The organism is Paraburkholderia sp. GW821-FHT02A12 (assembly GCF_059422005.1).
Map to the genome: position 1 here is coordinate 3,331,264 of NZ_JBWKWA010000002.1, position 13,594 is coordinate 3,344,857.

The following is a 13,594-nucleotide window of genomic DNA, read 5'->3' on the forward strand; positions in this document are numbered from 1 at the left end:
CACGTCGCGATTGACACTCACACGACTCGTGCCTGAACCTATGACGGTATTGCCACAACTACATAGGGCGGGATAGCAGACCGGCCCGGCGCTGCGCGCTGATTTCGATTGCGCAGCCGGCAATCCTTCGAGCAGTCGGGATGATCGAAGGGACTTCACACGGGCTCACGGGAATCACGGCGGCTATCATCGACACGCTTCATGACTAGGTTGCGCGCGCAGCCACGCCTCATCGGTCGCAGATTCATTGATGCAATGAGCATAGAAAGCCAAGCCACCGCTCCTCACCTCAACTCCAAGTTCAAAGAGTTTATGGGCAGTAGATAACCTTGCGGAGAAGATTAGGTGACAAGATTTAGCGAGTTTAACGAAACACATAAACCTACGCTGCACTTCGGACCCGCGCCGCGCCGGCGCCCTTGCCGGAGAGGGTGTACCTCAAGGCGGGACAGTTTCGATTACCTTGCTGGCTGAAGCAGTCGCAACCACGATCCCGGACTCATGATGTGTGTTTATGCTGTTTGATCGTTGACGATGTCTCTCCGGGTAACTATAGTTGTCCGAAAATTACTGAAGATTGATCGACCTAAAACGGGGTGTAGTTCTCCAAGGCGGACCGTCTTGCTACCAGTCTCTTGGTTCACAGCGCCTGCCCTTCCCTCTTTTGATTTGAGAAATGTGAACTATTGCAGATCGATCTGCAATAGTTCATTCCTCAATAGTCAACTCAATCGGTTCAAGTACAGCGGCACTAGTAGTCCAGAAAGTCGTCTTCTTCGCAGATGCAGTCACAGCTAGACACGGCGCTCCATTCCGGATGCCGATTTACGAAGGACGGGGCCGCAGTGAGCAATTTCCAGCGTATGCGGGCCGACTTCGGTTCAACTGACATTCCGACGAGAGGGAAGCAAGACGACCACGGCAAATCGCTTTTGCCGGGTTATCGGGAGCGGTCCGGCCGAAAATGTCTGCACTCCTATGCGCCATGCACACGCTAAGCCATGGCGGTAAGCTTTCATTGCTCACTGAAGAGTTTCAATGAACGATATTCGCTCACAGTTGAAAGCAGGGTCCTCAAACGCCGAAGCAACGGCATGTCAGGACGGTGATTGGCTAACTCAAATCGTGCGCGGATGGGCTCGAGCCATAGAACTGCGAGACTGGGAAGGATTCCGCCAGATGGTCAATCTGGAGGAAATCTATTTCTTCGGTCAACCCACGTCGATCGACGACACCTCGCAGACCCTGGCGAACGCGTTCAACGAGGTCTGCGACTTCGAGATTGTGCAGCACGAGATCGACAGAAAGCGCCTCGGTGACGGAAAGCAGAGAATATCTGTTGTGCTCAATCTGTTCTGGACAACGCTGGATGATTGGGACGAACGGCACGCGGAAGTCGTCGTACATGCGGTGTTCCACATTCGGCGCGCGACATGGACGGCCGTTCAGGTCGTAGTGGATCGTCATGTTCATGCAAATCTGGAGGCGCCCGTTGCCCATGCCCCGGCGCCCAGGGAACTACCCGATCCTCTCATGCAGAACACTGTAGCGCCGGTCGCACCGCCTCGCCCAGGCGCGCAGGGCACACCCGTTCCGGTCGAGGCCGCAGCGGATCAGAAGGTCCAGTATTTCGCCGCGCAGGCGCCGTTTGCGGTACCGCAAGCACCGCCCCTCGAGTCCACGGAGCGGTCGCGGCACGTCGTCTACATGCCCGTTGTTCTCGATCGCGAAACCCTGCGTGCAATCCTCGGATCATGACGAGCGCAACGCAGCCCAAGTCGAACGCTCCACATTGCGATGCGGTTTACGCGGCACATATCGCGCGCGTCACCGTCGAGACGCTCGCCGGACGTCCGCTCAGCCACGCCAACACGCCATTCGTCGACGCGTGCCTGAGTAACCTGGCTACGCTCGCTGGCCGACTGGTGCAGGCTAGCCATGCTCTCGCGAACCCGTACGACGACGAGGCGGTGCGCCTTGCGAGCCTGTTGCGGAGCGTCGCGTCGAGGCCAGGCGAACAGGCGATACAGGCATGCGGCCACTACATCCGCGAAGACTTTTCGCTGTACGCGCGACTGATGCGCACAGAATCGTCCAGAGCAGCAGTACCTGCCGATCCACTTCATGACGCGCAGCCGGTCTCGGTGGTCGTGATGATCGGGCCCGGGCTCGGCATCGGCGATGAGATCAAGCTGCGAGGGCTACTCAAGCGTATCGAACGGCACTTTGCCATGCGTGCGCACGATGTCCATATTTTTTCGTACTGCCCTTCAATCTGGCGTACGCTGGAGAGCGGCTGGCAGGTGGACGATCTCGGACTGCAGCCTATGGCGGCTTTCGACCGCCTGACCACGCTGCGCGCCACCACGTCGGCCGGCGAGGTGCTGGTCGTCTTCTGCAATTTCCTGCGCCGCGATGCGCTTCGTGTCATGTTGCCGTATGAAGACTGGCACGACGTGCTGGATATCTCGGTGGGCTCCGGCGAAGTCGTGCTCCGGCGCCACGGCGAGCGCGCCGAGCTGCACTGGTGCGGGTTGAACGCCGAGTACCCCTGTCTGAGCCGGGCATTAGGGCGTATCGGCGAACACATCTTGCCGCGCCGCGCACCAGCGGAGCCCTTCACGGCGATGCGTCCGGGCCCGGCGACGACGCGCGGGCCCGTCTTCAGAATACTGCTCAGCCCGTTCACATCGAAACGCTCGCCGCTCACCGCTTACGACTGGGCGGACTACATTGCCACGCTGGCGCGCGCACTGCCCCGCGGTCGACGCGTGCTCTGCGTGGTGCTGCCTGGGCTGACACCGGAATGCAACGCGCACGCGGCGGACATCGCGCGGCTCGCATCGCATCAGTTGCGGGGCCGCGGCCATGCCGAACTTGCGCATACCGGGGACAACGCATTGACGACCCAGAATGCGATCGCTCACGTCGTGCATGAACTCACGCGTGCCGATCTGCTTTTTGGCATCGATACCTACACCGCGCACCTGGCGGCCGAAACTGGCACCCCATCGATTGCCCTTTGCCTTGAGCACAACCCGCGCTTCTGGGCACCGTCGCCGTGGACATTCTGGTTCAACCTGCAGACCGGCCGGCACTGTGTGCTGCAGGCCGCCCGAGCGGTCATCCGGCTGCTCGATACAGGGAAGCAGTGCGGCTTGCCATTTAACGGCATGGTGCACGCGACCTCGCTGCTCGCCTACGCCGGCGGTGTCCGCGCGGCGAAGGCGTACGAACTGCTCGATCGTATCTGGCATGCGTTGCCAGGCGGCGTACAGCAGGCGCTGGAGCGGCTCGACGACCAGTTCTCATGGCCGCGCTGGCGCGACCGCTTTCACGACCGGGCGCCGGACGAACTCGACGTGGTATCGCGCTCGAACTTTGTCAGGCTGCTCCGCCTGACCGAACCTTCACTCTGGAAAAGCGATGATCGCATTGCCGGATGACCTGCTTCCAGCGGAGCTTCATAGCCGCGCGGCCGCCCATGCTGCGCGCTACGGCGAGGTGCTGCGAGACTTGCGCCTGCGCATCGAGGCACAGTTCCAGAATGAAGTCGCGCGCATGCGTCACGCATTCGCGGCTGATCCGACCCGCTCCGATGCGACCACCTTCATCGAGCAGCTGAGCGGATACGTTGGATGGCTAGGCTGGTCGAGCTGGTGCTCGAGCCAGCTCGCCCCGCCGCTCGGTCTCGTCGCCGAGGTAGACGTGCGACGCATCGCGGCGGCGATGCTCGTGTATGCGGGCCCACGCGTCATGGACGACGCCCTCGACAATCACGGGAGCTACAAGGGCAAGCGCACGACGCTAATCGGCGCGCTGTCCCTCACCCATCCTCAACTCGACGACGCGACACGGCGCGCTTACACGATGCTCGCCGGCACCTGGATCACGCTGTTCGGCATCGAGCGGCTGCGCCGACACGGTGGCGACGCAGCCGCACTCACCACGCTGCGGATCTGCGAGCGCATCGCACCGGGCATCCTGCTCGAAGGTCTGGACACCACCCGCGCCACGCTGGCGGAGTACCGACAGGTCATCCAGAAGAAGGCCGTCTGGTACGACGAGATCCTCTACCGCAATCTGCTCGACCCGTGCCCGTCTCCGGTGCGCACGACCGTGCTGCAAGCCACCGCGCATCTGTCGCGACTGGCCCAGTACCTGAACGACATTGGCGACTACCAGGACGACAAGGACGCCGGACAGCCGAACCTCTGCGACTGGGTTCAGACCTCGGATGCCATCCGCGAGATCTGCGCCCGTGAGGTCGACGCCATCACGGCACTGATCGATGTGCTGCCCGAGGAGGTCGGCGATGCGTTGGCCGCATCGCTGAGCGACACGCATCGCGCCGCGCATCGGCTCAATCCCACTCAACCCACTGTAGCAGGAGCCGAAGCATGACCGTTGGATACCCTACCCGCAGTAGCGCCGAAGCTGCGTGGGTCGAGCTGGCCGGCCAGATCCATGCCTCCTTGCCGGGGCTGAGTGACACCGCGGCGATGGAAAAGGCGGCGCTGCCGGGTGAGCTCACAATCATCGGATCCGGCATCGGCGTCATGGGATTCACGCGCGACGCCGAGCAGTACATCGACGACGCCGAGTACGTCCTGTTCTGTGTCGCGGACCCGGTCACCCAGGTGTGGTTACGCACGCGTCGGCCCGATGCGATCGACTTGTACGCACTCTACGATGACCGCAAGCCGCGTTACCACACCTACATGCAGATGACCGAAGCGATGCTGTGCCACGTTCGTCAGGGCAAGCGCGTCGTTGCGGTTTTCTATGGTCACCCGGGTATCTTTGTCTTGTCGACGCATCGCGCCGTGAAGATTGCGCGGCGCGAGGGGCACCGCGCGCAAATGCGTCCCGGCGTCTCGGCGCTGGACTGGCTGTGTGCCGATCTCGGCATCGATCCGGCCTATCCCGGCCTGCAAACCTTCGAGGCGACCGACATGTTGCTGCGTCGGCGTGCGATCGACATCGGCGCGCATGTCGTGCTCTGGCAGGTCGGCTTGATCGCGGAATTGGGCTTTCGCCGGCGTGGCTTTCACAACCGCCAGTTTGCGCACCTGGTCGACTATCTGCGCGGCTACTACAAGCCCGATCATCCGGTCGTCCACTACATCGCGTCGCGCTATCCGACGCTTCCTCCGACCATCGACACCTACACGCTCGATGAGTTGCTCGACCCGGTCGTGCACGCGCGGATCAGCGGGATTTCGACCTTTTACATTGCGCCCGCCAAAGCGTGTACGGTTGACGTGGATTTCGCGCGCGAGGTTGGACTGATCAAACCCGGCCAACGTGTCGGCCGGCCGCGACTGACCCGCCCGCTCGATCGCTACGGACCGCGTGAAATCCGTGCGATCGCGGCCCTCAAGGATTTCCAGCCGCCGCCCGACTATCACTTTCAGACGGACACCGCCGCCGCGCGCTTCCTGCTCGCCCTGTCGGAGCAGCCCGCCTTGCGCCGCGAGTTCCAGGCCGACCCGACACAAGGAATGCGCGGGTTTACTGATCTAAGCGGCGAAGAGCGCAAGCTGCTTGCCAGCCGGCGCACCGCGCGTACCCAGCTTGCCGCCCGCGGCGCAGCGGTGAGCATTACGCCGAACGAGCAATTCGTCGTCAATGTCGAGACCCAGCCGGCGCTCGCAAAGCAGTGGATGCAGATGCTTGCCACGGCGGTGAAGTCCAGCCCCAAGAACTGGCAACCGGTCGATGACTGGCTCAGCGCGAATTATCAGGGGATGCACCTTGCCGACGTTCCGGATGCGGTGGCCAGCGTACAGGCATGGCTACTTCTGATGTGGAACGGCATCTACGCGACGAGTGGTAGCCAGCCAGACGTCCTGATGGTGATGGCCGGCGCGCCGGGCAGCAACGGCAACGCGAATATCGTCAGCAATGGCGCGGTCTACCTGAATGCTTCGGCACTCTACAATGTGACGTTTTCCGCCGGCCAGCTCAGTTTTACCGAAGGTAAAGGCAACCCGTGCAGTGGACTCCTGACGTTCTCGGTCCCCGGTGCGTCGACCGCACAAACGGTGAGCGGAAAGATCTGGACAACCGCGCAAGGCGAACCGTCCGCGAACAACTTTACGGCCACCTTGCAGCCGCTACCGAGCAATCCTTTGTCGGTCTGGACCGGCGAATACACAACGGTCGTCACACAGACCAATGAGGCTGGCCCGCCGGTCGCTGTCTATCTGCCGGGCAGCAGCAATCCGTCTCCCGCGCTGTATGTAGACGGCTCGCCAGTCACCGGTGGCAGCTTCGGCGGTTCGAAGTTCAGCTGGTCGGGCGGCTCGCTGGTGTTCGCTCTGGATGCGAACACCAGCGGGAAGATGACGCTAAGCGGCACGATCGGCGACAAGACCGTTACCGGTGCAAGCGTGGCCGGCGCCTCGACCAGCTTCGAGGGCCAGTATGCGACCCAGCATCTGGTAGCCACCAAAGGCACCAATGTATGGCAGCCTTTCTACCCGCTCGGCTTCACGCAGACGAACAACGCATGGACCCTGTCGCTGGGCTCAAGTTCATTTTCCGTCACTTATGCAAATCGGCAGATAACGTGGACCAACGGCCCATCTGCGATGCAGAACGGGCAAGTGTTCTTCGCAGTCAATCCGTTCACCAACGCCGCGTATTTCGTCGGCACGATTTGGGCCAACGGCGCCACTCAGCCGACCACCCCTAACTTCCAGGGCGTCGCATCGGCAAACGCGTTGATCAATTTCACCGGCAACTATCCGACCACGCTCGACGGGAAACCGGCCGACACGCTATCGATCGGCGGCACGCCGAGCAACCTGCGGGTCGCCTACGGCTCGCAGCAGGTGAACTATACGTTCTTCACCGGACAATTGAGCGGCACCACCGCGGGCGGGTTGAAGCTGGATGCAACCTTCAAATACGTACCAGCCGACAGTACCTCGCCTCCGACATTCGCAACGGCGTTCACCGGCACGCAGACCTCGGGCAGTACGAAGAGCAACTGGAGCTCGAGCCTGGTCAGCAATGACGTGCTGCGCTGGGTCGGCACTTACCAGACATCGACCGTCAGCGCCACCAACGGCAGTTTGATACCCAATGGCCCGACCCTCACTATCGCGGCCACCGATGAGAGCAGTTTCACGCTGACAATCACCGCCAACGGTCAGTCAACCACGATCACCAACGCGCAATATCAGATAACAGGCAACACGCTGTACTGGTCCGGCCAGAATGTCACGGGTGACAGCCGCTTCAATAACGGCGCGATCTCGTTCTTCGTCGACGCACGTGGACAGACCGGCGGCTTCAAGGGTGTGTTCTATCAATCCGCCCCCGCCCCAACCGCCATCAACTGGTCCGGTACGCTCGCGCAAAACAACGGCGGTGGCGGAGGAACACCCGGATGGGTGTTCGGAGTCGTCGCCGCAGTGCTAGGCATTCTGGGCGCTGGGGGCATTATCGGCTTGATTCGTTGGTGTCGTTCCTCCGCCAACGGATATGTGCGCGTCGCTCAGGATGAGTCGGTCGAGATGCAGAAACTCAAATGCGACTGACATCTGGCATGGGTCATCGCAAACTACGGAGCGGGGGATGAGGTGGCAAATACTAGGCTGATCGAAGGCAGCACCTGCGACGACCTGGAAGACGATTTCGACGAACAGAACGAAGAGTTCGAGAACGCCTCCGACGACGCCGACATGAGCAATCCGGGGGAGCTCGAAATCGGCGACGACGTCGAGATTCCCGATGACCCCAACGTTGACGTCGACGTCGATGCCGACGTCGATGCTGAGATCGAAACCGAAGTCGATGTCGACGTTGACGTCGATGTGACGCTCGAGATGTTCCTCGAGGAAGACATGGAGCGCAACGAACCGGGCATCGACTTCGTCAGCGGAATCGACGACAGCGAAGAGGACGGCAACTTGTGAGCGCATCGAACTCCAAGATCCAGAAGCTGCTGCGCAGCTGGAAAGGCCCATTTGACGAGGTGGTGGAACTCGAGCGGCGTGACGCGCCGGACGAAGAGATCGTCGCTCGCTTCATCGGCGCCACGCAGCCGGTGGTTGTGCGCGGCTATCTCGACGGCACGCCGCTTGCCGGCCTCACCTTCGACGCGCTTCGGGCAAGAGCCGGCTCGCTGATGCTGGACCCGCGCTGGAAGCCTTCGCAGGTCTATCAAACCCTCGACTCCGGCGCGCACGACGCGCCCATCAGCGTCGGCGAGTACCTGTCGGCGGCAGTCCTTGGCGAGACGGTACGGCAGGACCTCTATGTTCGATTTCGCAATCTTCGCGTGCCGCTGGAATTGCGCAACGCACTGGGTTTGATCCGCCCCGCGTTCCTGCGCCCGCATGAGGTGCATCTGCCCTGCATCTGGATGGGCGCCGCGGGTGCCTGCTCCAATCTGCATACCGACCCTCAGGATAACTTCGTACTCTGCGTGATCGGACGCAAGCGCTTCTGGCTGCATCCGCCATCGGCACTGGACGCCATTCGGGCCGAGTCGGTCATGGGAAGCGCGTTCATGCGCAGCCCGCTCGATCCTCGCAGTCCAGACCATCCGGCCCATTGCGTGGTGTTCGATCTGTTTCCAGGCGATCTGTTGCTGTTGCCGCTTGGCTGGGCGCATTTTGTCGAATGCGTGGAACCGGCTTTCACGTATAACTACTGGCTCGATCCCCGCGAAACGCCGTTCTTCGAAAGAACGCCGGGAGTGCCGTGCCCATGAGCGAAATGCAATTCGCCCCGCGCGCGACTCTGAGCGGCCTGCTCGACTGGCGCGCCGAATATCAGCCAGCATTGCCGGCTTTCGCGTTCATGAACCATCGGCTGGAGATCGTCGACACCGACAGCTACGCGACCCTGGCCGATGCCGCCGCACGCGTGGCGACGGCGCTCGCGCGCAACGGCGTCCAGCGCGGCGCGCCGGTCATACTCGCCTGCCCGCCCGGGCTGGATTTCGTTCGCGCGTTCTACGGGATCCTGCGTGCCGGGGCGATCGCAGTGCCGACCCAGCCGCCGGGCGAAAAGAATACCGTCGCCCGCCTGCGGCACATCGTGGCGAACAGCGGCGTGCGCTGGGCAATCGCGGCACGCGCGACGATCGCTACGCTGCCGGGGGCATCGGACGGGGAAACGCCACGCTGGCTGGCCGTCGAAGACTGCCTCGCGAGCAACGCCGCCGCGCTTGACATGACGGAAAAGCCGGATGCGATCGCGATCCACCAGTACAGCTCCGGCACCGTAGGCATTCCGCACGGCGTGCGCATATCGCATCGCAACCTGATGCAGAACAGCGATCTGATCTGCCGGGCGTTCGTGCACATGTCGAAGCAGCGCGGACTGATCTGGCTACCGCCTTATCACGACATGGGCCTGATCGGCGGCCTGGTCCAGCCGCTCTACGCAGGTTTTCGCACGACACTGATGGCGCCGCGCACCTTTCTTCGCTCGCCGGTGAACTGGTTGCGGGCCATTACGCTGACCGGCGCGACGACGTCAGGCGGCCCCAACTTCGCCTACGAGTCGTGCCTCGCCGCGTCTGACGACGAACTCGAGCGGGCCGGGCTCGACCTGAGTCGCTGGCAGGTGGCCTTCAACGGCGCCGAGACAGTGAACCCGTCCACACTCCGCCAGTTTGCGCGCCGCTTTCAGCGCTTCGGATTCCGGGCCGACGCGTTGACCAGTTGCTACGGTCTCGCCGAAGCGACGCTGATCGTTTCGGCGAGCAGCCACAGGCACAGGCCCGCGATACTCGGGGTGGAGCGGGACGCGCTGGCAGCAGGAGAAGTGCACATCGTGCACAAGCCAAACGATGCAACGCACCGGCTGCTCGTGGGTCACGGCGCGCCGTTGCAGCCCGTGCGGATCGTCAAGGCGGACGGTAGCGAAGCGTCGTCGCATGACGTCGGTGAAATCTGGATCAGCGGACCGAGCGTCGCGACCCCGATCGACGACGACAATCCGGCGTTCGGCGCACGTTTGCCGGACAATCCGGCGCGCTTTGTGCGGACCGGCGATCTCGGCTTCATTCACAAAAGCGAGTTGTATGTCGTCGGTCGCAGCAAAGCGGTTCTCGTGGTACGCGGCCGCAATCACCAGGCAGAGGACATGGAAGCGACCTGCCGTGGCCTCGAGCCCGGCCTCGCACAGATGGGAGCCGCCGCGTTCGGTGACGACCAGACCGGTATTGTGGTCGTGCTGGAAGTGCCGAAGCGCCACGCCGACATGCCCGCTCTACTCGTGCGCGTTCGCGCCGCCATCGCCGAAACGCATGGCATCGCCGTCGACGAAATCTTGCTGGTACGCGAGCGCAGTCTCGCTCGCACGCCGAGCGGGAAGATCCGCCGCAACATCGTGGCCGCCGCGTTTCGCACCGGGCGCCTGAGCACCATGGCGTCCTGGCGCTCTAACGCCACCGGGTCCTGTGTGGCTCGCGCCGCGCGCGTACCGCTACCGCCTATGCCCTCCCTGCATGGCGAGCTTCCCGCCGTCGCCGTCGAACGGGTCCGCGACTGGCTCGCGACGTTACTCGCAACCGAGCTGAACACCCAGTCATCCGAAATCGACCCGAATACGCATTTTGGCGTGTACGGACTCGACTCGCTGGCGGCGGTCAACCTCGCCATGCATATCGGCGATCAATGCCGGCAAGATCTGGAGGGCACCTTGTTCTGGGACTATCCGAATTGCGCGATGCTCGCTGACCATCTGATTGCCAGTCTCTACGAGGCGCCCGACATGAAAGCGGCGGACGTCCCAACCGGGGTATCGATGTGAGCATGGCGACAGCCAATATCGTTGCCATCGGCGACAACCGGGGCAACCTGGTATTCGTCAATGCCGGATCGGGTGCCGTGTCGGGCAGCGTCACGCTCAGTCGCGGCATCCTGTCCGCGCCGGGTCTCGCGTGGAACTCGCTTTTCTATGCCGGCGAGAGTACCAACCACGCGAGCACGCTGCTGCATGCGTTCGATCCTTCGACCACGCCGATCGCCGACCGCTGGGGCAGCGGCCTGAGCGTCTCCGGCAGCGTGGATGCCACGCCGGTTTGCATGAACGGCGTAGTGTGGTTCGCGACGAGTGCCGGAAATCTGATTGGCGTTCTCGACCCGCAAAGCTCGACGCCGACGCTCACGGAGCCGGTCTACGTGTGCGGTTCGACCCGCGCGCCCGGCAAGGTGTCGGCGCTGCTCGCCACGGGCGACAATCGCACGTTGTTGCTTGTCACCGCGGACGGTCTGTATGGCGCAGCGGTCTCCGGCTCGGGCGCAACACCGCTCTGGGCGACGCTTGGCGGCATTGACCTGAGCGGCGTCGTTCCGACGATAGTCGGTAACACGGCATTCGTCGCATCGGGCGCGACCCTGTACGCGGTGTCGCTGACGGCCAGCGGAATACAGCCGCCGTCCGATATCGAGGCCACCGCGACCATATCGGTGCTTCTGCCGATGAGCAGCAGCTATTTGCTGGCGGGATGCAGCAATGGCGACTGCTTCCTGCTCGAAGTCGACAGGCAGCAGTCGCTGGGCCGATTCGCTCTGGCCGGCGCCCCCGGCGCGGTCGCATGGACACGCGTGGCTGGCGGCGATCTGCTGTCATTCGCGCCGAACGGCACGCTCGCGCTCCAGTCGCTGACAGTCGGCACGAACGGCACACTTGACCTGAGTTCCGTCTGGTCGCTCCGCGGCACGGGATTCATCGCGCCACCGCTGATACTGGGCGGCCTCGTGGCCGGCATCGGCGCAAACGGTAAGCTTTCCGTCTACGACCTGAAAAACAGACAACCCGTTATCGACGGCGCTCAGGTTTTGAGCGCAGGCGCCATGTCGGCGGTACTCAGCGGCATCGAGCTGGCACAGGGCGTGAGTAGCGCCAGTGTCACCTTTTTGCTCGACGGCGAAGAATACTTTCCGGCACTTCGCGACCTGCTGATTGCCGTACTCAACGGATCGTTCGACGCGCCATCGAGCATGCCCGCCGATCTTTCTTTCGAAGGCTTGATCAAGGCGATCGGCAACGCCGGCAAGAACGCCTACGTCATGATGTGGAACACCGCGTTCGCCTACGCGCTGACCGAGAATGGCAACTGGACTAACACCCAGATCGCCACCACGCTCGGCGCAGTCAAGTTTCAGCAGCTGTTCGACGCCCGTGGCGCGTACCGGGGCGATCACCGGCTCAATTCGCAAACGGCACTTGCCTTGGCGAGTACGCCCAACGTCTCCGCTTACCTGGAAGACTATCAGACCAATGTATCCAGCTGGTTCGAACTACCGGTCGAACTCGGTTCGAATCACCAGAAGATCGTGATCGCCTCGGTCAACGGCACGCGCGTCGCGCTGGTCTCGGGTTTCAATACGATCACCCCGTCCTACTACGATACCCAGAACCATACGCTGCTCGACGAGCAGGGCAACTATGACGGCGCGAGCTGGCACGACACGGGGATTGTACTGACCGGCCCGGCGGTCGATCTGATCGAAGCGGAGTTCGACCGGCGCTGGTCGAAAAAGAACCCGCTGCCTGCGCCGTCCGGCACCAGCTACGTCAAGTTCGCCAACTGGATGATCGCTCGCGGTTCGATCCTTGGGCCGTCCAGTTCGCCGCCGCCCTATGTCTCTCCATTGCCGGCGTCGCGTACGGTGACGACCCAGGTATCCATCACCAGCAATGAGCGGTTCTCCGTGAACACAGCGGGCAGCCTGAATATTGGCGCGCTGCTCACCGACGTTCATCAGATCCTGGATCAGATGATCGTCCAGATCAGGCAGGCAACGACATACATCTACTTCGAAAATTTCACCTTCACGTCGTCGGAACTGGTCGCCGCGCTGGCCGCCAAACTGAAGTCGGGACCCGCGTCCGGATTCAGAATCATCGTCATGGTGCCACACCCGACCGTGAGCGAGTTCACCAATGACTTCACGATGGAATTGGGACAGTTGAAGCTCACGCGGCTCGCCTGTGCGGCGCTCAAGCTGTCTTCGACGGACTGGGACTTCTATGCGCTCGAGGGTGGCGACATCGTCAGCAGCACGGACAGCACAGTGCTCAATTTCGATGCGCGCGGAATCGAGTACACGACCCTGACGTTCACGAAAGGCAACTCACCCCGTACGGTGCCCCTCGCCGAGGTTACAAACATCCATTGCACGGCGGCGCAACCGCGAGTCTGCATGTGTTCGCCTGCACGCTACTTCTCCACTGTCCCTTCTGATAGAGACAAGGCGTTGCAGGGATATCCGGCGAATTTCCGTGGCGTCTACATTCACTCGAAGCTCGCGCTGTTTGACGACCAGGTCGCCTTGATCGGCAGCGCCAATTTTTCCCGGCGCAGCCTGCGCGCAGACGGCGAACTCAGCGTTTTCGTCGACGACGCGCCGACCGCGAGCGCGATCCGGGTGAAGCTGTTCCAGCACTGGAACATGTCGACGCCCGCCGCATGGTCAGACGACATGAACCGCTTCGCCGCAACGACCACGATCAGCCTCGGCGTGCTCCCGCTCAAGTACGAATCGCTGCCCAGACAGCCGACCAGCTTCACCTGGGCACTGCTTTCGGCGTTCGTTGATCCGTCCCAGCTGTTATGAGC

At 62.5% G+C, this 13,594-nt stretch carries 8 protein-coding genes; all 8 read left to right on the forward strand.

What is annotated here, in order from left to right:
- The first annotated feature begins 1,038 nt into the window (after nt 1-1,038).
- Genes AC07WT_RS36465 through AC07WT_RS36500 form a run of 8 tightly spaced genes read left to right on the forward strand, consistent with a single transcriptional unit; the run spans nt 1,039 to nt 13,592 of the window.
- Nucleotides 1,039-1,758 carry a hypothetical protein gene (locus AC07WT_RS36465; protein WP_494950703.1) on the forward strand — a complete coding sequence of 240 codons (720 nt, stop codon included), beginning with the start codon at nt 1,039-1,041 and terminating at the stop codon, nt 1,756-1,758.
- On the forward strand, nt 1,755-3,446 hold the full coding sequence (locus tag AC07WT_RS36470) for a glycosyltransferase family protein (RefSeq protein WP_494950704.1): 1,692 nt from the start codon (nt 1,755-1,757) through the stop codon (nt 3,444-3,446). The genes AC07WT_RS36465 and AC07WT_RS36470 overlap by 4 nt, the downstream gene beginning before the upstream one ends.
- The gene (locus AC07WT_RS36475) at nt 3,427-4,404 is read left to right on the forward strand and encodes a class 1 isoprenoid biosynthesis enzyme (protein ID WP_494950705.1); all 978 of its coding nucleotides are present in this window, start codon (nt 3,427-3,429) and stop codon (nt 4,402-4,404) included. Before AC07WT_RS36470 ends, AC07WT_RS36475 begins: the two co-directional genes overlap by 20 nt.
- The gene (locus AC07WT_RS36480) at nt 4,401-7,550 is read left to right on the forward strand and encodes an SAM-dependent methyltransferase (RefSeq protein ID WP_494950706.1); all 3,150 of its coding nucleotides are present in this window, start codon (nt 4,401-4,403) and stop codon (nt 7,548-7,550) included. Before AC07WT_RS36475 ends, AC07WT_RS36480 begins: the two co-directional genes overlap by 4 nt.
- Before the next feature lie 42 nt (nt 7,551-7,592).
- Nucleotides 7,593-7,928, forward strand: a complete 336-nt coding sequence (locus AC07WT_RS36485) for a hypothetical protein (RefSeq protein WP_494950707.1) — start codon at nt 7,593-7,595, stop codon at nt 7,926-7,928.
- On the forward strand, nt 7,925-8,728 hold the full coding sequence (locus AC07WT_RS36490; protein ID WP_494950708.1) for a cupin-like domain-containing protein: 804 nt from the start codon (nt 7,925-7,927) through the stop codon (nt 8,726-8,728). The genes AC07WT_RS36485 and AC07WT_RS36490 overlap by 4 nt, the downstream gene beginning before the upstream one ends.
- A complete protein-coding gene (locus AC07WT_RS36495) occupies nt 8,725-10,779 on the forward strand; it encodes a non-ribosomal peptide synthetase (RefSeq protein ID WP_494950709.1) in 2,055 nt (684 codons plus the stop codon). Before AC07WT_RS36490 ends, AC07WT_RS36495 begins: the two co-directional genes overlap by 4 nt.
- A gap of 2 nt (nt 10,780-10,781) precedes the next feature.
- On the forward strand, nt 10,782-13,592 hold the full coding sequence (locus tag AC07WT_RS36500) for a phospholipase D-like domain-containing protein (RefSeq protein WP_494950710.1): 2,811 nt from the start codon (nt 10,782-10,784) through the stop codon (nt 13,590-13,592).
- Nucleotides 13,593-13,594: the final 2 nt, after the last annotated feature.

Bases quoted from the DNA above. Each gene is read 5' to 3' on its own strand.
- AC07WT_RS36470 (WP_494950704.1), top strand. From the start codon at position 1,755: ATGACGAGCGCAACGCAGCCCAAGTCGAACGCTCCACATTGCGATGCG.
- AC07WT_RS36465 (WP_494950703.1), top strand. From the start codon at position 1,039: ATGAACGATATTCGCTCACAGTTGAAAGCAGGGTCCTCAAACGCCGAA.
- AC07WT_RS36475 (WP_494950705.1), top strand. From the start codon at position 3,427: ATGATCGCATTGCCGGATGACCTGCTTCCAGCGGAGCTTCATAGCCGC.
- AC07WT_RS36495 (WP_494950709.1), top strand. From the start codon at position 8,725: ATGAGCGAAATGCAATTCGCCCCGCGCGCGACTCTGAGCGGCCTGCTC.
- AC07WT_RS36500 (WP_494950710.1), top strand. From the start codon at position 10,782: ATGGCGACAGCCAATATCGTTGCCATCGGCGACAACCGGGGCAACCTG.
- AC07WT_RS36480 (WP_494950706.1), top strand. From the start codon at position 4,401: ATGACCGTTGGATACCCTACCCGCAGTAGCGCCGAAGCTGCGTGGGTC.